We start from the raw sequence: 20,696 nt of genomic DNA on the forward strand, positions 1-20,696 counted from the left end.
GCTAGGTCACGAAACACTGTTGTTCGTCCACCGAAAGCGTCTCTAGGAGCTGACGCAAGCGGTACGGCTCTAGTCCGCGCTCGATCTCGTCGATCACCGTTAATCGGGTCGATGCTTCCGTCGCTCTGGCAATTTCGAGTGCAGCCATTCGGCGTGTCCCCGCGCCCCAGCTTGACACCGGGAGCACCGTACCAGTCTTTTCCGCGAGCAAGCCGACAAGCGCTCCGATCGAAAGGCCCTGACTGCCGGTCAGGCCGATATCAAGACCACTCGGAAGACCCGCGGCCGCCATCGACTTGTCGAGCGTCTCAAGCGACCGTTGCTCATTTTCTGTCAATGCGTTGGACAAGTCAGCCGCTGAGACTTCTTTGCTAATTCGAGATTTGAGGTTTCCCTTTGATAGTAACCGATCGAGCGCCGACCCTGAGACCAGACGCAAGTCGCGATCGTTTCGATCGTCGTTGGCCAAACGCACGATTCCGACCCTTCGTCGCAGTCCAGCCGAAAGGCTCACTGGTTCCAAGTTTGGCTGGATAATCTGCCAGACGAGTTCCAGATCGGAGGTACCAATCAGTTGGAAAATATAGACCGGATCGCGCAGCGCCCCTTCCCGCTCGTTGTCTGGTAGCACCGCTTTCTCGCCATCCCATTCCCATGGCCACAAAGCCTGTTGGAAGTTTGCCAGACCAATATCTTCAGAGAGCGAGATCGTTGCTTCGATCGTAAAGCCGGGCTCCAGTAACCGATTGTAGTAGTCGGTTTCCAGGAGCTGGACGGCGTTGGTCGGACTAAACAAGAGCGATAAAGCATGAAGGAGCGTAGACTTCCCCGAGTCGCCGCCGCCAATGATTATGTTCATACCCTCAGCCGGCCACCACTCCGTATGGGCTAGGCCACGGAAATTTGTGACTGTCAGACGCCGAATTCTTGGCTGCACTACCATCCGGGATACCGAATCAACTAGAAGAGGATTTCCTCTGGCTGTCGGCATTGACCATAATATCAAGAAAATTCAGCAGCCAATGTTGCCCGCGGTAAAAAGCATCTGTGTGCAACCTGAACTTTTCCTTTTGACGCGATCTTTTTTCATTCAAGACTAGCTCCAAGTCCAATCAGTCGGGGTGCGATTTCCGTGGTCTCAACGAATGAAGAACACACAGCGGAAGCACGGTTAGGCGAGACGTCACTAACCTACTCCCAGTCGGATAGTTTCGCGTCGGTCTGGGATCTTGAGCATGAACGCATCCGAGATCGATCGCCTCGACGCGAGGCATTTGATAACCTAGCTGCAGAAACGGAAATCAAGAAAGCGGGTCTGTGTCTCTCAGGAGGAGGCATTCGCTCCGCTGCGGTGAGCCTCGGCGTCGTTCAGGCATTGCAGGCACTAAAAGCATTCCCGCAGCTCGACTTCCTTTCGACGGTGTCCGGCGGTGGATATCTGGGCGGCGCGGTTATCGCTGGTCTCTATCGTACCAATGGAACCTACTCGCTCGATTCCTCGCAAGCTGGCGGTGCGATGGCGCCAGCCGATATTGCAGACAACGAAGAGGTGTTGCGGATTCGTGACCGAAGCCGCTACTTGATGCCGAATGGGCCCCTCGACTTGGTCGTTTCATTTGCAATCATTTTGCGAGGTCTCGCCGTCAACGCCGTCATCGTTGCCGCGTGCGTGTTCGCCGGTGCTGCCTTGACGTTGTTTCTCTATCCAACGGAGGATCTGCTTGCTCATTCTTGGCTGTTCAACATTGCTGCGGCCAACCAATGGAAGGCATCGGGTTGGTTTGTGTTTGACGGCACACTTCCGCTGACGACGATCGCACTGGCATGCTTCGTGCTATGGCTTGTGGTTTGGGCTGCCTGGCGCTCAATCATATCCTCCATTCCGGGGAAGTACGCGGAACTACAAGATCCAGCCTCGCAGACCGCCAAAAAGTCTGCGATCGCATGCATCGCCCTGGCCGCACTGTTTCTTTTTGAACTGCAGGTTCCCATCCTTCGCCTCGCCCTGCAATTCAGAGACTTAAGCTGGAAGGGATTTCTGAGCGTGGTGGCGCCTTTGACCGCTGGAACCGGCGCTTTTGCCCTTCTGTGGAAGCGCCTTGAACTCCTAATCCAAGCGGCGGCAAAGGAAAACTCTGGCAAGGCCGTCGTCTCGCGAATACTAAACTCTGCTCTACTTGTCGCTCTCGGCCTAGCGCTCCCCCTTCTCATTTATGCCTTCTACTTAGCCGTCACTGTTTTTGGCATTCAACGTAACGAGGCTCCAGGACAACTGGCCGAAGTGCTCCCCACTCTTGGAATTACTAACCTCATGGTCGCGCTGGTGCTGGTCCCAGTCGCCATCATCATTGCAATAGTGCTTTGGTCCCGGATCGTGGGCCCGCTCGGCTTAACGCTCCTAAACCGTCATGAAGTTATCGATATGCCGACTAAGCGAAAACGCCGCTTAATGTTATGGGTCATCGCGGCGGTATGGACTTTTTTGTTTTTCCTTGGAGCGATATTAGCAAATGTTATCGGTCCGTCGCTGAATCTTTGGGGGGTGGCAATGCTCTACCTTGGAATTTGTGCCACTTTGACTCTGATCGCGGGTCTGTTCACGGAAAACGCCAACTCGCTACATCGCCTTTATCGAGATAGGCTGGCAGAAGCTTTTCGGATTTCTGACGACGGAAAGCCAATCACTTTTACCGATCTCGCCAGCGCTGATGACAGGGGTTTGTCCCGAAGACCGTACCCTATCATAAACGCCGCAGTTAACATGCAAGGATCGCAGCGTCTCGGCCGTCGCAGGAAAGCTGACTTCTTCACCTTTACCCCGGACTATATCGGTAGCGAAGCAACCGGCTACCTCCCCACAAATATTTATCGAGATGCCGAGCCGGATATCGACCTAGCGACGGCCATTGCCATCTCCGGTGCCGCCGTCTCGTCGGCCATGGGCCAAGTGGGAAAGGCTCTATTTGCACCCACTCTCTCGCTTCTTAATCTGCGCCTTGGTTACTGGGTCCGAAATCCGAACCGAGTGAAAACTCGGGAAGATCTTCATAGAGCGAGATTGGAGGACTGGCGGTTCTCATATTTGCCGGCGGAGATTTTTGGCCGATTGAGCGAAAAGCATGGAAAGGTACTTTTATCAGACGGCGGGCATATCGACAATCTCGGCCTCTACCAACTCTTGAAGCGCCGATGTGACTTCATTATTGTCAGCGATGCGGAAGCTGATCCGACAATGAACTTTTCATCACTGATTTCAGTTGAGAGATATGCGCGAATTGACCTTGGCGTTCGTTTAGAACTTCCTTTCGAAGCCATAGCAGGCGCGGCCTTGATCAGGGCACAGGATAAAGCGTCTAGTAAAACACAGTCGGCTGGCGCGCCGGATTGGCAACATGCAGCCATCGGAACTATAAAGTATCCCGAAGTTCTACGAGCCGGTGGCGAGCGTTTGCCGGAGAAGACTGGCGTACTTCTTTACATCAAGGCTTGCGTGACCGGCGACGAGCGCAGCTATGTCCTTGACTATGAACGCAGGTTCCCCCGTTTTCCGCATGAATCAACTGGTGACCAATTTTTTACCGAGGAGCAGTTTGAAGCCTACCGTGCTCTGGGGTTTCATGCGACGCAGTCGGCGCTAGAGCAGACAGACGGTACTCAACGGTGGGTTTCTTTGCTAACAGATCTGCGCCGTCACCTTAAGGTTATCCAGTCTAAATGAGCGGTGCAAATTATGTGCTTTACTAGTCGTCAGAGAGCTCATTGATGTCGATCTTGAAGAAGCGTAGCCAATTTGAGAGAGCTCTCTTAATTTCAAAATCGGGTTTCTGCGCGATGATTGTCTGATAAAAGTCGCCTTCCCGGGCGAGTTGTCGCACGGTTGCAGACACGATGGTCGAGATGTTGCCATCGTTGGAGACAGGCCGATTCAGAAACTGGTTTACGAGATCGCGCTCGCGCGGATCATGGCTCGGCGAATGGTTTTGGATGCTTGCTATCAAAAGGCCGACGAGAATATCGCTGGCCTGGATCAGCATCGCAGTCCGCAGTGATGTAACATCCCCTGCAGGGACCGAAGTCCGGGATTTTACGTAGGCGTGAACGGCGGACTCCCAGCCCGTGCGTCTGTTAGAACTCGACGGCTTTGATCGGCTCGAAAGACGCTCGAGCATTGCAGACGGAAGAACATCGCGGCGATGAACGTTGAGGTAGGCATAAGCGTGGCGTAGGGCGGGCGCGGTCAGCTTTTTTGCATTTACCGACCTCAGCCAAATTGTCGCGAAGTCGGGATCTTCCGCCGAAGCTAACAGACATAGGTCGTTGATTTGCAGTTCGCTTAGCTTTGTCAATCTCGCGAGTTGCCGAGGGTTAATTCCGGCAACCTGTTCCTTCAATCTGGTGACCTCGTCCTTCAGTGCTCCCTTTCGTGGGACAAGGCGAGCGATCCAAAGCGTGTAGTAGCTCGCAAGCCATTCGCTATCCCCTCCCCGGTCCTTTAGCTGGAAGCAGACAAGGTTAGCTTGATCGATGACATGGTCTGCGTTGGCCCCGGACACGGCGGCGATCCGAAGTCCGTGCTGAAGGATTGGGTGAATTGCTGCATCTGGAGCGCGTGTCGCGGCGGCAGCTATTTTTTCCAGAGCCGAGTGGAAATTCAAGCGAACCAGATCGGCCATCGCGTCGGCGAATATAGCTGAATAGCTAGCTGAGCGGAAAACCGGGTTTGATCTTCTGAGTTTATCGATCGTCTCGACGCGTCCAGAATTGAACGCCGTAAAAACGTACTTGATGCTTTCTAATTCCGCGTCTTCTTCGAACGCATCCTTGAAGTCTCCTAGCTTCCAACGCCGGTCCAACTTTCGTTTCAGCCAAGCCTGAGATCGTGGTGTGAAATCATCAAGGTACTTTAGTAGTTCGCTACCTCCGTCATGGTCTGTCCATAGCCGGTCGAGTAGCGGTCGCTCTTCGTTCAGACACAAGGCATAATAGAGTGCCTCATTGGATGCTTTGCGATCTCCCTCTCCGAGTCGCTCGAGGAAATGGTCCAAAGCCCGCCGACGCATAACGGCGAAATCAGTCTTTTGAGGCGTGGCATCGCCAATTCTCAGAAGAATGTTACGGATGTCCTGTCGCAGGTAAATAGCATCGTCCGACTTCTCGAAAAAGATTACCTGCTTCTGCAAATCCTTGAAAATCTCGTCGATCGACCGATCGACAAAACGATCTAGCTCCTTGAATAGCGTGGGATCTGCAAGCATTTCAGCGGTTACACGGCGCAGTGGCAACGCTGAGCGCGCAATTTCGCGATGCAGGAAACGGGGAAGCTTTTCGATAATCCGCTCTAGAACATAACGTTGGAAAAAGATGTCGTTCCAAGGCGTACTCCTGAGGTCCTCCAGTGTCAGGCTCTTCTCGCGTTTGACTGCGGCGACGAGCAAGGTGAGCAAAAGCGGGTTGCGCTCCGGCAATGTCCGCGCAACAAAATATTCAGCGGCAGGAGGAAGCTCGCTTTCGCGACAAAACTGACGAACCTCTGCGTCCGACAGTGGTTTCAGATTTATAGTCTTCAGCGGCACGCGAAACTCAAATGTGGATAGTCGTGTCGCCAGAAGTACGAAACACCCATCGAGATCCTCGACCAGGTTCTCGATTAAAGACATCAAGGGCACGGGATCGGCAAAGGCATTGAGGAAGATTTCAACAGAATCGAAGAATATATGAACCCGACCGCCGGTGTGTGTTTTGGCCTCCACGAAGCGCTTGAGTAGTCTCGTCAACTGTGACGGATCAAACGTCTCGTTGATCTCCTTCTCCAAAGCTATGAAGCGGCTCTCTGGTATGAGGTCCGCGTCAAACAGCGCGTTAAGAAGCTCCCGGCCCACAAAAGGGACGAGATTGTAGTCATTCACCGGCCGTTCGAAGTCCACCTCGACATTTATGATTGACCGTTCATCATGAATGTCCTGCAGCGCCTTTTTGATCAGCGTCGTCTTGCCGACACCCGCGACGCCGTGAACCTGCAAAACACGATGTTGATCGGAGTCGATCAAAAATTCGTGGACCTCTCGTAGTTCATGTTGGCGACCGACGAAAATTCTGCTGTTTACGGACTCGAACGCATCTTTCTTTCGAAGCCGCCGGCTCAGCGACTTTATTTTCTGCTCCGATGGCAGCCTTTGGTCACCCAAGATTCGTGCAACACGAACCGCTGGCTCACCACCGTATTCCTTTATAAGGCTCCCCGTGAGCTCACCACTGGTCAAAACCGAAAGAAACAATCGCTCGAAGCTATCCCATCCAGCTACAGATAGGCCATGATCAAGAATGGACCGCCCTCTCTCGCGAACGATATCGCGGCGGACTTCATCTTTAAGGCGGTAAAAATGTCCAGATGGAGTTTCAATGCCCTGCGAAGCTGCTGTGAGCTGATCTTCAACGGGGCGGACGATATTCGAAGGAAGATCCGCGATAATTGCCCGTACTTCGGACATGGAAAATAGCCCGGGTCTCGCTACCTTTTCGAACAGATCATTGCGCGTCCGCAAAACGAGACCGTCATTCGTCCCCGCTCCGCGCAGACGCGCGAGGATAGCCTCTTGTGCCGGAGTATTCGCTGTTCCAGGTCCAGATGTCATATCTTTAAACCAAAGCAAGTTCGCGAAGACTGTAACAAAGATCATGCGCCCGATTTGCATGCATGACCAGTGTCGCCTGTGTGAAATCTACGGAATCGAGCACGATCCTAACTGCCTCTTCTCGCAACGCGGGCGAAAGCCCGAGTTGGTAATAAATGCAGTACCGTTCAGCTAGTTTTTCGAAGTCTCCTGGTTTTATTGGGCCAAGCTCAAACTGCTCCACCACTGCACCAACAGGCGGATCGATCGATCCAGACAATGCGATTCGCACATTCTTGAGTTCGGTGGCAAGGCCACAAATGTGCATAAAAAGGTCTCTTGAATCTTCATCGACGACGTCGAAACCATCAAAAAAGACAAACGATATTACATGTCGAGTGGCAGCCTCTTGATCGATTTGATGAAGCAGATTGCCCACTCCTCGCCGAAAGTAGCTCGCAAAGGTCTCCACGTTCTCGTAAGGCTCGAAGCCTCTTGTAGTTCCGAACATTCGCCACGCGATCTCGCGGATAATCTTCGGAGACTGTCCCAGCGTGCTTATTTCAATACGCTCGTGAAGCTTGCTCGGTCGAAACGCTTCGACGATCTTGTTAATGAATGTGCGGCCAGATTGCTGCGATCCGAACGCATAAAGAGGCCGCGTATCGACGCCCAGCATCATGTTGAGCAGCTTCAAGATAAGCTGATCGCGGTTCAAAATCGGTCTGTCGTCACGACTCGTCCGTGGACAAAGCTTGTCTAGGGGCGTTGAAAAGAGCTCGGCGCCAACCTCGGGAAATCTTCTTTCGATGTCCGCAATGATGGTGGCCATTTCGACGGCAATGTTTTCGTTCCCGTGGGTTGCGACGTGTAATGCAAAAGGGGTCAGTGATCTGTTGATAAAACAGAGCCCTCCCGACGATCCCTCTTCAGTCGCTGCCGAATGATAGAATCGATCGTTGACCTTCCTCGTTAATGTTCCCTCGCTGACAACATACAGGGTCTTGCCTGCTACGGGATCGCGAAAAACGACGTTGTCATCCCTGACGACGGGAAAATGGAGAAGCGCCATCGGCTTTTCCATTTCCGTCAATCGTTGACGAGCGGTTGACAATGGAAACCAGCCACGCATGCGGCTGGACGCTTCCTCATATCGATGAAGCCCGTACTCGTCTGGTAGACGAATAATCGCGTAGTCGAGTTCATCGTCAGGACTAAACGCTATGACGTCACCTTCGGTGATTCCAATTCTGTCTCGTTTCACCGGACCCTCGGTCGACCCGTAGAATTCGATATAGATCTCGTCGCCCTCCCTCAGTGAACTCCAAATAGCTTTGATGACATGATAGGCAGTCATGACCAAGTCGGGACCAATCAGGAAAGCCGAACCGGTAGCGTTTCTGGAATTGAAGAGCCGGCACGAGCGGCCTGACACATCGATGAGCTGTGAGAGTGAGCCAACTCCCATCATGGTCCCCGCTCGATGAGGCACGGCGGCTTCCTTGATTGGCAATTCTGTATCTGACATTATAGCTTGAGCGTGGTTGGCAAATGGGTGGCAGCAGGATCCGACCTTGTGAACCGCAGTGCCCTTGTTGAGGAGTTGAGCGAAGGCGAAGAGTCACTGGTTGTACAGGATCGGTTGAAACTCAACCGTTAACTTGGATTATTTGTGTCAACTTGGCAACTGGCGCGCGAGGGACATCACAGATATCTAGGTTAATTACCGCCAAGTCGATCCTGTCGCATTGGCTATACTGTCTTGAACCATTTTCGGTAGCTCGTTCAACGTCTTTGCCCATCAATGATACCGCCGATGTTTGTGAGTCGCGGTCGCTAGATTGCGCCCCACGCCCGAAACCTCCCCCTGCCCGTCATCTCCCTCAAGCCCAGTTCCAAAACGATCCGCCGCGCCGCCTGCGGCGTGACGTCCAGCGTCTTCGCCACCATCCCGGCCGACACCAATGGCTTTGCCATGACCAGCTCGACCAGCTCCGGCAGTTTCGAAGACACCCGGCGCCCCTCCAGCTTCCGCTCGAACAGGGTGCGCGCCAGCACCAGCCGGTCATGCTCTTTCATGCCGATATCCGCGGCTGCCAAAAACCCGTGCGCGATGGCGAGCAGCCGCGTCTCCCGATCGCGATGACGGCGCCGATCGACGGGTATGGTTTTGAGGCCAAGGTTGACGGCCGCGAGATGCGCGCCGGTGCTGATGCCGGCCTCGCGCAGGATGGAGGCGGTAAACAGTCGGCCGAGCCAGGGTGCGTGCTGAAGAACTGATAGTTCGTTCCAGGCGTCGAGGGCGATGATCGCCTGCAGCACCGCCGGTAAGTTTACGGCCTGGCTCAGCACGCCGCGCCATTCGTCCAGTCGCACGTCCTCGTCCCAGTCGAGATCATAGACCAACGGATCAGCCGGAACCCGGCCGGGCTTTCTGGCTCGTTCGATCGCCGCGTCCGATCGGGCCAGAAGCGCATCGATGGCGGCATAGTCGACCCCGGGCAGATCTTTAACGTTGTCATCATCACCCTCCCCTTCCGCGTCGATCGCGACAGCCGCCCGAATAACTCCGGCCGTCGTCGCCTCGTCCCTCCCGCCCGACCCGATCTCCGAGGTTTTCCGCAGCGAGCGGATGCCATCGGCAGAGAGCGCCCAATCCGGGGATTGGCCAGCGATCCGCCGACGAGTGCGCAGGACGTCGCGGGCGATTGTCAGCTCATGGGTGGGTGTGCGAATGTCGCGGGTGGCGTCATGAAGGACGAGGTCTTCGAGATGGACGAGTTCGCCGTCGATCCACAGCGAGGCACAGGCGTCGGCAAAATTCTGGCGCTCGATCCATCCTGCCCCGACCTGCGAGCGGGCGATACGCTCGTCCAGACGCGCAAGCGCGACACCGGCCCGAAAAGCCGGCTCCAAAAGAGCTGTCATGCTAATTTTCGCGAGATCGTAAGTCATTGAAATTATGATAAATGATTTTCTAAAGGAACTCTATATAAATATTAAAGTTCCTCACATTGTGCGATCCTGAATTCGCGCTATAATCATCGATAAGTAACCCTTATCGGGGGTGATCAACTTAATAGACCTTCTTATCATATAGAGTTGGCGAAGACCCACTTAGGGGCCAGAATCCAGCTTCCTCTTCGGCCCAAGCTACGAGCGGTCGGTTCAGGCTGAGGGCGAAATGACACCCTAATGAGCGAAGTCAGCTTTCGGCTCATTGCGGACATCGCGTGTGGTCGCACCCGCTAGCCTGAACTGCGCCGATAGTCGGCGGTCAGGCAAGCGTTCGGGTCGGCATCACACAATTTCCAGCAGGCGTTGGCATATCGGAGGCGTCTCAGCTGACACCGGAGATTTTCGAGGTTTGTGCAAACCTTCGCATGGGACCGCGCTCTTTGCCAAAGTCGCGCGCATCGTCACCAAATGGTGTGGCCGTCCCACAAACAAGGAGGTCTTGCCGCAGATGATAGATGATAGATGATAGATGATACGATCTATGCATGGCGTACCGGTCAATTCGAAGGGATATCGGTCTTCAGGGCTGAGGATCCCGGCGAGCCGACGCTTGTCGAAAGTAGGTCGGCCAAGATCGAACTCGAGCGGACGGCGGGGTGCCATCAGATGATGCCTCTCCCCTCGAAGCGGAAGAGCCACAGGTGCGGGATAGCGGACAGGCAGGTATTCGGATCGACCTTTCGCGAATCGGGGTGAGATAAAGCGCAATGCACGGAGGATGAGGTGGTGCCGCCGAAACCTTGCCCGAGCGGCCATCTGATCGCTTAGCGGTCGCCCCAACTATTTCGGGATAATTTGGTCGTAGGAAGAGGCCTCCTACTGCTCGGTCGCACGATTGTATTTATCAAAAGTCTCGGTACCGGCTCCGAAGATGCGTAAATCGGGGAAAAGCTCAATTGTCTCTTTCAGCTCGATCTCTTCTTCACCTAAAATTCCCAATCCTCCGATTGTGAGCGGTCTGCGCACAAAGATAGGTGGCATTATAAAGAGGCCCATCGGGATATAATCCTGAACGTGCCATTCGTTGCTCCTCTCGCGCATATCAATGGAGGCGGCGCAATTCTCTTCATTCGCTACGCTCCCCAGCGAACCCAGTTCGCTGCTTCCACTATCCGAAGCCGAAACTGATCTGACTACCGTTCTCGCACCGATGTCGACTACTATACCCACGCTTCCTTCGGCACCCCCACGTCCATCCACGACATGTGGATTTGTGTCGCCGGGCTGAATTGTGGAAAAGGACAGCGGAACATTGGCGAGGGATAGAGCGCGCCGCAGATCGTCCGGAAAGATCAGATCGCGGCGAGCCGACATCACTGTTGAGAAATGGACAAGAACTGCGCGGCGGCTTCGCAAAAACTCGCGTGCGGAGAAGTCGCTGTTGCTCATATTCAAGTTCCCTTTACTCATTGTGGTCATCTGCTCTGCAACAGCAGATAAGGGATTATTTTTCTAACGAGAACGGCGACGCGTCTGCGAGTTCTCGAACAATTCCTCGGATCAGGGGCACGGTCGTATTGCGATAAAGGTCCAAGTCGGCTGCATCGCCCTGGAGTAGTTTCCGCAATTCTTTACCCGATGCAATATTCAGTTGTTGCACAACTTTATTCGCCTTCATGACGCCCACCGCCGTAAGAAGACGACCATCTTCCATATGGTCCCCCAAACCGGCTGCCAGTCCGTCCTGAAGTAGCAGCATTCGGGTAGAGGGGCTGTGGTAGTGCTCACTCGGGTTTCTTGGATTGTGTCCCTTTTGAAAGAAAAGGCAGATCATCACTATCGCCAGGCAACTGGCCTCAATGAAGTCGCCGATGCTCTCGACTGCACCAAATTTGCTGATGATGGACCGCGTGTTATCAGTGAAGTACATGGCAATCATGGTCGCACCAGCTCTTCTGTCTGCATCGCTTTCGTATGCGCGAACGACTTTAGGATCTTTGGTTTCGGGGTCTAGTGGCCGATCCAAATGTCCGTAAGCGACGTGTGCAAGCTCGTGCGCGATCGCCGCAAATGCGGCTAACAGGATGACCGCCTCGGGTCGGTAACGCTCGTCACCTATAGCGGTAACACCCGCCATTTCCTTGACGAGTGCGTCGATCAATCTGACGCTGAGCCTTATCTTATATGCTTGGACGTCGCGCGTTGGCACTGCGCTTGCAGGTAAAAGCGGCAGCAACGCGCTATCAAGTTCGAAGACAATCAACCGCTGTGCAAAGCTGTCAGCGCCCTGTGTGAACGCGTTGGTAAAAATTCGCAGAGTTTCAATCGTCTCGCGCGTCAAGCGTTCGCGCTTAGCAAGATCCTCGCCTACGCTGTCATTATCCTCAGTTAGCTTCGCGTAAAACTCGCTGATCCTGTCATTCACTAGCATCTCTCCGATAGATACGGCGGTCCGCCTCCGTACCTCGCGGAACCTTAACATTTCAGATTGTCAGCGACTTCGATTGACACATGTCTCATGGTGTTGGTCGGCGGCGATCAGCTGAAGTGATGACCGCTTCTGACGCGAAGCGGCCAAATGCGAGCTGTCCCAGATGACTGAAGCCTGTTTGGGACGGTAACAAGGCTATGCAAACCAAGGCTTTCCGGCGTCAAAATTCACGAGGGTTCAATTAGGAGGCTTACAGTGTCATTTCGCCCTCAGCCTGAACCGGCCCCAAAATCGGAGCGTCGGCAGGGCAGGGGAGGCTAAAGACTTGCCGACAAACGTCCATTTTCTCACGCATTCTTTATCTGTGCAAAGCCCCTGAAAAGCGCGTGAGAAAATCATGGCAAAACGGCAAGTCGCCAATCTATCTCCAGCGCCAAAGCGCCTCATAGGCTATGCACGTGTCTCGACCGATGATCAGGTCCATGACGCACATATGGACGAGTTGCATGCTGCCAGCTGCGAGCGGATACTTCAGGAGCATGGCTCAGGGGCATCACGGGCGCGCCTAGTTCTGACAAGGCTGCTCGGAGACCTCACCGCCGGCGAAGTGCTGGTCGTCGTCCGGCTGGACCGCCTTGCCCGGTCTGTGAGCTATCTTCTGAAAGTTATCGAAGATCTCGAAGAGCGTGGTGTCCATTTTCGGTCAATCCCCGATCCGATCGATACGTCCACGCGCCGTGCATCGCATGGTCCGCGAGAAGCTGGCCGAGCCCAAGCTATTGGTTCGCTCTCAGCGCCGTGCGCCAGAAGATCACCTGATGAAGCTCATCGCAGCTATTGCCATTGCCGATCCCGGCCTGTCGCTACGCGACATTGCCAGCCAGCTCGATCAGATGGGAGAGCAGCAGGCGCGCGGTGGACGCAAATGGCAGCCATCATCTGTTCGCAATTTGCTGGATGAGGCGCATCGGTGCGGCCTTATCCGTCATTAAGGGCCCGGATGTTAATTTCCGTGTAAGTTTGAACGGTTCAAATCCTGCTGAAACTCAAAAACCAACTGCACATTTCAAAAATTCCTCCTTTTCGAATTTATCCATAAAAGCAATTTCTTAATTAAAGCATATACAAACTCATAGATTGCGCCTGCGCCAATTTTACCCCACAATGTAGATGCGCCCGTCTTTCCGGGTCTCGCTCCTTGGGGGACGATGGCGATATGGCTGGTCGAAGCGGACGTCATCAGCGGCTAGGAGAAACCCGATTTTCAGGGCCTTTGATCGCTGCTGCGCTGTTCTCAAGCGTGATCAATTTGCTCGGATTCACCGGCCCGCTGTTCATGCTGGAAATCTATGACCGGGTGATCCCGAGCGGTAGCATGCCGACTCTGGCCGCGCTGCTGGTCCTGGCTGCAGGCCTCTATGTTTTTTCAGGCTTTCTCGATGTCGTGCGCGGCAAAGTTCTCTCTCGTACCGCGAGCCTCATCGATGCCCGGCTGTCGCGGCGAGTGTTGCAGGTGATAGGAGGCGCATCGTTGAAGGCGCGCATTGGCGGCGACGTGCTAAGGCCAGCTCAGGAAATGGATCAGATCCGTAGCTTTCTCGGCCGGGTGGCATCGGCTGCACTTTTCGATCTACCATGGATGCCGGTCTATTTAGCCGTTTGCTTTTTCCTGCATCCGCTAATCGGCTGGCAGGCGGCCGCAGTGATGCTCATTCTCATCACTCTGACGATCGCCACAGACATATTCACTCGATCAAGCACCCAAATGGCCGCGTCGGCAATTTCCAGCCGTAACCGGTTCGGCGAAGCAGCCCATCGGAATGCTGAAGCCATTGCTGCGATGGGCATGCTGGAAGAGGTAGAATCACGCTGGCCTGACGCGCAATCTGGCCTGACGGCGCTTCAACGTCGAACGGGCGATGTCGCGTCAACATTCGCCGGCGCGTCGAAGACACTGCGACAGGCCTTACAATCCGGCTCGCTCGCACTGGGGGCTTATCTGGTCATCCAGGGGGATATGAGCGGCGGGATGATCATCGCGGCCTCTATCACCGTCGCCCGCGCCTTGCAGCCGATCAAACAGGTGATCGCTAACTGGCGCAACATGGTTGGGGCTCGGCAAGCATGGCAGCGCCTTCAGGACCGCTTCAAGCTGTTCCCGGATGCAGTTGAGCGCACCGCGCTTCCGGCCCCGACGAATTTGCTGGCTCCCGATGCCGTCTTTGCCGCTCTTCCCGGCGAGCGTCAACGGATGACGGTACAAAACGTCAGCTTCCGCGTGCAGGCTGGCACGGTAGTAGGCGTTACTGGTCCAAGCGTGTCGGGTAAGTCGTCGCTCGTGCGCACCATCACAGGTGTTTGGTCGCTGACCCGTGGCAAGGTTAGCCTCGACGGCACCAGCGATCAATGGCCCGCCCACGAGCGTGGCAAGCACATTAGCTATATGCCGCAAAGCTCCGACCTGTTTCCGGGTACCATTGCAGAGAACATTGCTCGCCTCAATCCAAGCGCCGATGATAGCGCAATCGTCACGGCGGCGCGGGCTGCCAGCGTGCATGACATGATTGTAGCACTTGCCGATGGATATGAAACGCAGGTTGGCGATGGTGGACTTAACCTCTCAGCCGGTCAACGCCAGAGGGCCGCTCTCGCACGAGCCCTTTACGGTGATCCGTTTCTTGTCGTTTTAGATGAGCCCAATTCTAATCTTAATGCGGATGGCGACAAGGCATTGGCGGTGGCAATCAATGCCGTCAAACGCCGTGGGGGCGTCGTCATCGTTGTTGCTCACCGCAATAGCGTGCTGGCACAGATCGACCTTCTGCTGGTCATGGAGAACGGCGTCGCAAAAGCTTTCGGCGCGCGACGAGGTACTGAAAGCAATCCAGCAACAGAGACACAGGCTGCCACGCACGACTCCCTGCCCAAACCTGACGGTGATAGAAGGAGAGGCCCAACGATGACGGACAATACTGATATCGAAGATTCGTTGTGGCGCTCCTTGCGACGCAACGTCATCGCCGGAACAGCGGGCATTGCCGTTCTATTTGGTGGCGTGGGGGGATGGGCGGCCACGACCGAACTATCGGGTGCAGTGATCGCAAACGGAATCCTCGTCGTCGACGGCAATGTGAAAAAAGTACAGAATCCGACCGGCGGGATTGTCGCTGAGCTCTTGGTCAAAGAAGGACAGTCCGTTATCGCTGGGGAAACAATCGTCCGCCTCGATGCGACGGTGACGCGCGCCAACCTAGTGGCCGCGTGGAAGAGCCTCAACTATCTGTATGCGCGGCAAGCCCGTCTTGAGACGGAGCGTGATGGACTGTCTGCAGTAGAAACACACCCCCTTTTACGAGAGCGGCTTCCAGCAGGACATGCCGAAACTGTGATGACTAGCGAGCGCCGTCTCTTTGCCGACCGCCTCGTGTCGCGAGACGGACAAAAGGCGCGGCTAAGAGAACAGGTGCAACAGCTTCGCGAGCAAATCGGTGGTCTCGGCGAGCAAAGCAAATCCAAAAGCGAGGGACTTAAATTTATCGAAAAGGAACTCGACGGACTGCGGCGGCTCTTTGAGATCGGCGGCATCACTATGAGTCAAGTCAACGCTCTTGAACGCAACGCGGCGCGACTGCGGGGCGAGCGGGGGCAACTTATTGCTTCGATTGCATCGGCAATGGGTAGCATTTCCGAGATCGAGCTTCAGCTTCTGCAGGTCGATCAAGCCATGCGGGCTGAGGTCGCGGCAGAACTTCGTTATATCGAGAACGAGCAAGCCAAGCTCATCGAGCAGGAAGTGACCGCGCTCGACCAGCTGAAGCATATCGAGATCAAGGCATCGATCGGCGGTACCGTACATCAGCTGGCCAGTCATACGGTTGGCGGCGTGATCACGCCGGCTGAGGTTCTGATGCAGATCGTTCCGAAGGGAAGCGCTCTCACAGTCGAGGATCCCATTGCGCCACAGGACATCGACCAGCAGACTGGCATGAGTTTTTATCGTACCGCCCTGTCAATCCCTGACGAAGAGTTGTCCCGATTGTCAGGCTTAGCGCTCGTTCCGGGAATGCCGGTGGAGACGTTCATTCGAACGGGGGATAGGACAGTCGTTTCGCATTTGGCGAAGCCTGCCCAAGATCACCTGCAACGCGTGTTTCGGCAGGAGTAGTGATGGAGACGGTATCTGCAAAGCGGTTCAGACATGCATCGATTCAGTTGATTGGCGTCTTCGCGATCCTTGCTGGCTCGATCCTGACCGCACACACTTCAAGCGCCGCCGCACGAGACTGCAGCGTGAAGGCCGATGAACAGCGCAATTTGAAGCCGCCCATTTCAACCCTTTCTTTGGAAACGGTTCGAATAAGGCTAAACGGTGTCGAATATGCCGTTCCTGCAAATTATTTCCGCTACCCGCCAGTGGGCTTTAACACTGAAGGAGATATGCTTCTTCGCACCACCTATCCGGATTTGCAGGGAGCGACCAGGGAAACGCAGAAATGGTTCGATCAAGGACTTAACCCGCACACGCTCCAAATATTGGTAACCCGTCAAAAGAACAGCGCCAATTTGAAAGGCTTCCTTATGGGCGTGGAACAGCGTTTCCCGCCTCCCAAAAACATGAGGACCGTGTCGCAGGAGTTCGGTCTTACGAGGATCAAATTTACGGCCGATCGCGGTTATTACATCCGGGCCGTTGATGCGTTCTACCGTACTAAGGGTGAGCAGGTGGTCGACTTTTTCCGGTGCAATCGTGGCCGGAACGGCGACTTGAGTACGTGCAGGATGATCGTCCTGCTGGATCACGCTCAGGTCCAGATCACATTCATGCCGGAACATATCCCCCAATGGCAGCAGGTCAAACAGGCCGGCGTCACTTTGCTCGAGCGTTTCAGATTTCGTGCCAAAGACAACTGAGGAGACTGAACATGCCGCTTTCCCCAACACAGGTGCAGCAGATTGTCGATGCCTTCGCCGCGATTGACAACAACACCAATCCCGACCTGCAACCCGGACTCGTGCTCGCATATTACGGTGCGCTGGAAAGCGCTGGGTTCTGGTATGGGGCTGCGGCGGCCGAAGTTGTTAGGGACGACGAGTAGGGCGGAATTACCGCTAATCGGTACGCGTTGAACAAACTTGATGGCGACCTTGGCCTGGACTACGTGGGATTTATCCCGCAGATCCAGCTCGGCCTCGTGAACGCCGATTTCGAAGCGAGGACCATTCGTGACCCCGTTACTAACGAGATCATCGATTTTGGCGATCTCAGCGGTCAAACAATCTCGGATTATCACGACGAAGTATTTGCCAACGTTTATGATACGACAACGGCCCAACAGGCTTGGACAGCCTATCACATCGTCCGAGCTCTCGATTCAGAGGTCTGGGTCGGCCTGAACACACTCTATGCATATTCAACGGCCGTTTATCTGCCCATGGTGACGGGTGTCGTCAGCGCGGATTCATCCGTCTCCAATTACATGAACTTTTTCGAGTGGACGCAGGACATGCGCACGGGATTTGTTCTCGACAAGCGCGACTGGTCATGGACGCAAGGAGATGGCGTCAACGCTCAGGTTCTGGCCGCTCAGCTGGGAGGGGGAGCCTCACTCACGCTGGGAAACATGGAAAAAGCCTCGCTTGAGGGATCGGCCGTTGGAAACGGATTTTATTCCAACGGCGGCGAGGATCTCTTCTACTCGATTATCGCGATCAACGGCGAAAGCTCAGACGCTGTGACCGCCACAGTGATCGATGATCTTGGTGGCTGGATCAATATCGATGTTGCCGCGGCGATCACAGCAGTGAGCGAAGCGAAATGGCTTGAATCCCTGACCTTGGGAGCAAAGCTGTCGGTCTTTAACGGGATGAGCGCCACAGTCTGGGCGACCATTGAAAGCCCGGACGAGCGTTATGCCGATATCTTTTCTGCGATTGACGCGTACCAGGCAGATCAAATCGTCTTCCTGACCGGAGCGACGTCGGCGACTGCAGGTGCGGACGACACAATGATGCTTGGCACGCAAGACGGCGATACACTGACTGGTGGAGTGGGTGCCGACCTCATTTTGGGCGGGACCGGACACGATACTTTGGAAGGTGACAGCGGCAACGACGTCCTGACAGGAGGGTATGGCGCTGATGTCATGTCCGGCGGCGTTGGAAACGATCATATTGCCGGCGGGATCGGCGCGGATTGGATCGTCTACACGGAGGGCACAGACACCCTCGATGGTGGCGTCGGCAATGACTATTACGATGTCGATGATGCCACCGAAACCTCGGCAACCATAGTCTTCCAGAAAGGCGACGGTCATGATGCGATCAGTTCAAACGCCAATATCGCCACAATCATCTTCGAGGGATCAACAGCACCGACGTAAAGCTGACCTACGACTACGAGGCGTTTTTCCCTCAAAATGCCGGAGGCTATACGATCTGGCAGACGCAGGGTGATGTGCTTCTCACCATCAATTCGACCGGTGATACGATCTTTATTCCGAACGTCGGTGGAGCATATGAAGTCCCGAACGGTTCATCTACGCCGGATTATGGTTACTTCGTAGGAGCCAAACCAGGCCTTGTATTTGATGACTTGAACGTAGGACAGGGATGGCATTGGACCTTCGGGTTTGTCGGCGCAGATCTTGAGCCCACCCCGATTGATGAAAGCTTTAAGTCTGCCCCTGATGACCATCTCAATGAGCGAAACGATGAACCTGAAGTACCTCCGGGATACGAATATGTTCCCGGCACTCCGGAGGACGATGTGATCATTGGAACCGACAATCCGGAATACATCTATTCCGGCGATGGTGACGATACCGTCGCAGCAGGCGGTGGAGACGACATTATCATTGCAGGTTCAGGCAAGGGCAATGACAGCTACGACGGGGGCGCGGGTTTTGATACGATCAAGTTCGAAAGCACCCAACAAGGCACAACGGTCGATCTTGCCTCGCAAACCGCAGCCGGCGCGGAAATTGATTCCGACACTTTGATAAACATCGAATCGGTCGTTGGCGGAAGTGGCGATGACATCATCATCGGAGATGATGTGGCCAACCGCATCGAAGCTGGGGGAGGAAATGACGATCTCCAAGGTGGCTGGGGCTCGGATACCTATGTGTTTGGATCTGGTGACGGCGCTGATGTGATCGATGACTGGGCAGACCCGAGTTCGACGGACGTTCTCGAACTTGGCCCCGGCATTTCCCCCGGGTCTGTTGCCGTTGACAGAGGAAGTGCAGTTATCTGGGATATCGTCCTCGATTTCGGCGGTGGCGACAGCGTCACTATCAAAGGCGGCTTCTTTGTTGGAAGCAGTGTTGTGGAGGAAGTTCGCTTCGCTGACAACACCGTATGGGATGTCAGTGACCTTCGCCAAATCCACCTCGACCAAAAAGCGACTGGCGGCAACGACACGATCGAGGGCTTCATTGACGTCAACGACCTCATCCATGGGAAGGAAGGCGACGACACGATCTATGCATTCAGCGGAAATGATACGATTTATGGCGATGCTGGCGACGACACGATATTTGGCGGCGAAGGCGGCGATACGATCATCGGCGGGGCCGGTAGCGACTTCATAATCGGTGACGCCGGCTCTGATGTGTTCGTCTTGAATACCGGCGATGGCGAAGACTGGATCAACGACTTTGAGGTTGGCGTTGACAAGATCGATCTCAGTTCCATCACCTCCATTGTCGGCTTTTCTGACCTGACCGCAACTGCGGCTGAATGGGTAGCCGGATCGACGTGGCTCTACACCGATGTGAACAACTACGTTCGGCTTGAAGGTGTGGCCCTTTCCAGCCTGCAGGCCAACGATTTCATCTTTGCTTAAAAAAGCGGCCTTGTATTCAAGCGGTAGCGTCGCCTTAACTTGAGAAGGTTGGTCAGAGTGTCGGCGCAGCCAGGGTTATGTCGCGTTTGGCAGCGTGATTTTACGCCAGACGGCCATAGCCTCAGTGCGAAGGGTTCGGTGATCGGCGGTAGTTTGATGCTTGCGGTGGAATAGAAAGAGGTTCCAAATCGGGCCGTGGCTTGAAACGAAACGTTGGCATTGCGCGGCAGTCTTAAACCGCATCATGATCCGTTCTCTCCGCCTTATCGGGAGATGGGAATTCTCGGCCCGATTGTTCAACCCCTTATGCGAACGATGCTCAATGCCGAGCATGATATCGCGTTTGGCGGCATCGTGGGACCGGAGTTTGTCGGTCACCATCACACGGGGTGTCACGCCTTGGCCTTTGAGCAACTTGCGCATCAATTTCAGCGCTGCCTTTTTGTTACGACGGCTTTGCAAAAGGGCGTCGAGAACATAGCCTTCAGCATCGACGGCACGCCAGAGCCAGTATTTCCGGCCTTTGATCGTTACCACCATCTCATCGAGGTGCCATTTATCCGCAAAGCTGCCCTTTGAGCGCCGACGAAGCGAAGCCGCAAACTCGGATCCGAATTTGGCGACCCATTCCGATACCGTCTGGAAGGAAACGTCGATTCCGCGCTCTGCCAGCAAATCCTCTACGTGACGCAGGCTCAACGGAAACCGGTAGTAAAGCCAGACAGCATGAGCGATGAGCTCCGCGGGAAAGCGGTGACGTTTGTAACGATGTCCGGCGCAGGCAAAAGAAGATGTTTTCACGCCAAGCGCTCTACCGCCCAAAGCTTAAGGCGACGCTGCCCCCCCCCCC

Annotated in this window: 13 protein-coding genes and 2 pseudogenes; 8 read left to right on the plus strand and 7 right to left on the minus strand. The window is 54.8% G+C overall.

Annotation, left to right across the window (positions count from 1 at the left end; translation table 11 throughout):
• Position 1: 1 nt before the first annotated feature.
• A complete protein-coding gene (locus tag E8M78_RS18940) occupies positions 2–859 on the minus strand; it encodes an AAA family ATPase (RefSeq protein ID WP_170973477.1) in 858 nt (285 codons plus the stop codon).
• 273 nt (positions 860–1,132) lie between these two features.
• On the opposite strand from E8M78_RS18940, the gene E8M78_RS18945 reads away from it, so the two are divergent.
• Complete coding sequence (locus E8M78_RS18945; RefSeq protein ID WP_246658396.1) at positions 1,133–3,718, plus strand: patatin-like phospholipase family protein; 2,586 nt, start codon at positions 1,133–1,135, stop codon at positions 3,716–3,718.
• Between the two features lie 22 nt (positions 3,719–3,740).
• Here E8M78_RS18945 and E8M78_RS18950 read toward each other — a convergent pair whose 3' ends face one another.
• The 3 genes from E8M78_RS18950 to E8M78_RS18960 form a co-directional block, all read right to left on the minus strand.
• The gene (locus E8M78_RS18950; RefSeq protein WP_170973478.1) at positions 3,741–6,677 is read right to left on the minus strand and encodes an ATP-binding protein; all 2,937 of its coding nucleotides are present in this window, start codon (positions 6,675–6,677) and stop codon (positions 3,741–3,743) included.
• A complete protein-coding gene (locus E8M78_RS18955; protein ID WP_137136537.1) occupies positions 6,637–8,139 on the minus strand; it encodes a serine protease in 1,503 nt (500 codons plus the stop codon). The genes E8M78_RS18950 and E8M78_RS18955 overlap by 41 nt, the downstream gene beginning before the upstream one ends.
• Positions 8,140–8,447: 308 nt before the next feature.
• Positions 8,448–9,575: an RHE_PE00001 family protein gene (locus tag E8M78_RS18960; protein WP_137136538.1), complete on the minus strand. Its 1,128-nt coding sequence runs from the start codon at positions 9,573–9,575 to the stop codon at positions 8,448–8,450.
• A 305-nt stretch (positions 9,576–9,880) separates the two neighbouring features.
• Here E8M78_RS18960 and E8M78_RS24155 point away from each other — a divergent pair.
• A pseudogene (locus E8M78_RS24155) lies at positions 9,881–10,330 on the plus strand (conjugal transfer protein TraH); the annotation flags it as partial.
• A gap of 115 nt (positions 10,331–10,445) precedes the next feature.
• On the opposite strand, the gene E8M78_RS18975 reads toward E8M78_RS24155, so the two are convergent.
• Positions 10,446–11,018: a hypothetical protein gene (locus E8M78_RS18975; RefSeq protein WP_137136540.1), complete on the minus strand. Its 573-nt coding sequence runs from the start codon at positions 11,016–11,018 to the stop codon at positions 10,446–10,448.
• A 55-nt stretch (positions 11,019–11,073) separates the two neighbouring features.
• A complete protein-coding gene (locus E8M78_RS18980) occupies positions 11,074–11,994 on the minus strand; it encodes a hypothetical protein (RefSeq protein ID WP_137136541.1) in 921 nt (306 codons plus the stop codon).
• A 403-nt stretch (positions 11,995–12,397) separates the two neighbouring features.
• Here E8M78_RS18980 and E8M78_RS18985 point away from each other — a divergent pair.
• The 6 genes and pseudogenes from E8M78_RS18985 (at position 12,398) to E8M78_RS19005 (ending at position 19,846) form a co-directional block, all read left to right on the plus strand.
• A pseudogene (locus E8M78_RS18985) lies at positions 12,398–12,992 on the plus strand (recombinase family protein).
• Positions 12,993–13,216: 224 nt separating this feature from the next.
• The gene (locus E8M78_RS23935; protein ID WP_137136542.1) at positions 13,217–16,165 is read left to right on the plus strand and encodes a type I secretion system permease/ATPase; all 2,949 of its coding nucleotides are present in this window, start codon (positions 13,217–13,219) and stop codon (positions 16,163–16,165) included.
• A 2-nt stretch (positions 16,166–16,167) separates the two neighbouring features.
• On the plus strand, positions 16,168–16,911 hold the full coding sequence (locus E8M78_RS18995) for a hypothetical protein (RefSeq protein WP_137136543.1): 744 nt from the start codon (positions 16,168–16,170) through the stop codon (positions 16,909–16,911).
• Between the two features lie 11 nt (positions 16,912–16,922).
• Complete coding sequence (locus tag E8M78_RS23420) at positions 16,923–17,096, plus strand: hypothetical protein (RefSeq protein ID WP_170973479.1); 174 nt, start codon at positions 16,923–16,925, stop codon at positions 17,094–17,096.
• A 27-nt stretch (positions 17,097–17,123) separates the two neighbouring features.
• Positions 17,124–18,380, plus strand: a complete 1,257-nt coding sequence (locus E8M78_RS19000; protein WP_137136544.1) for a hypothetical protein — start codon at positions 17,124–17,126, stop codon at positions 18,378–18,380.
• A gap of 74 nt (positions 18,381–18,454) precedes the next feature.
• Positions 18,455–19,846: a calcium-binding protein gene (locus tag E8M78_RS19005; RefSeq protein WP_137136545.1), complete on the plus strand. Its 1,392-nt coding sequence runs from the start codon at positions 18,455–18,457 to the stop codon at positions 19,844–19,846.
• 75 nt (positions 19,847–19,921) lie between these two features.
• On the opposite strand, the gene E8M78_RS19010 is transcribed toward E8M78_RS19005, so the two are convergent.
• Positions 19,922–20,647: an IS6 family transposase gene (locus tag E8M78_RS19010; protein WP_137136546.1), complete on the minus strand. Its 726-nt coding sequence runs from the start codon at positions 20,645–20,647 to the stop codon at positions 19,922–19,924.
• Positions 20,648–20,696: the final 49 nt, after the last annotated feature.

Source organism: Rhizobium sp. FKY42 (assembly GCF_005222835.1).
In the GTDB taxonomy this organism is placed as follows: Bacteria; Pseudomonadota; Alphaproteobacteria; order Rhizobiales; family Rhizobiaceae; genus Neorhizobium.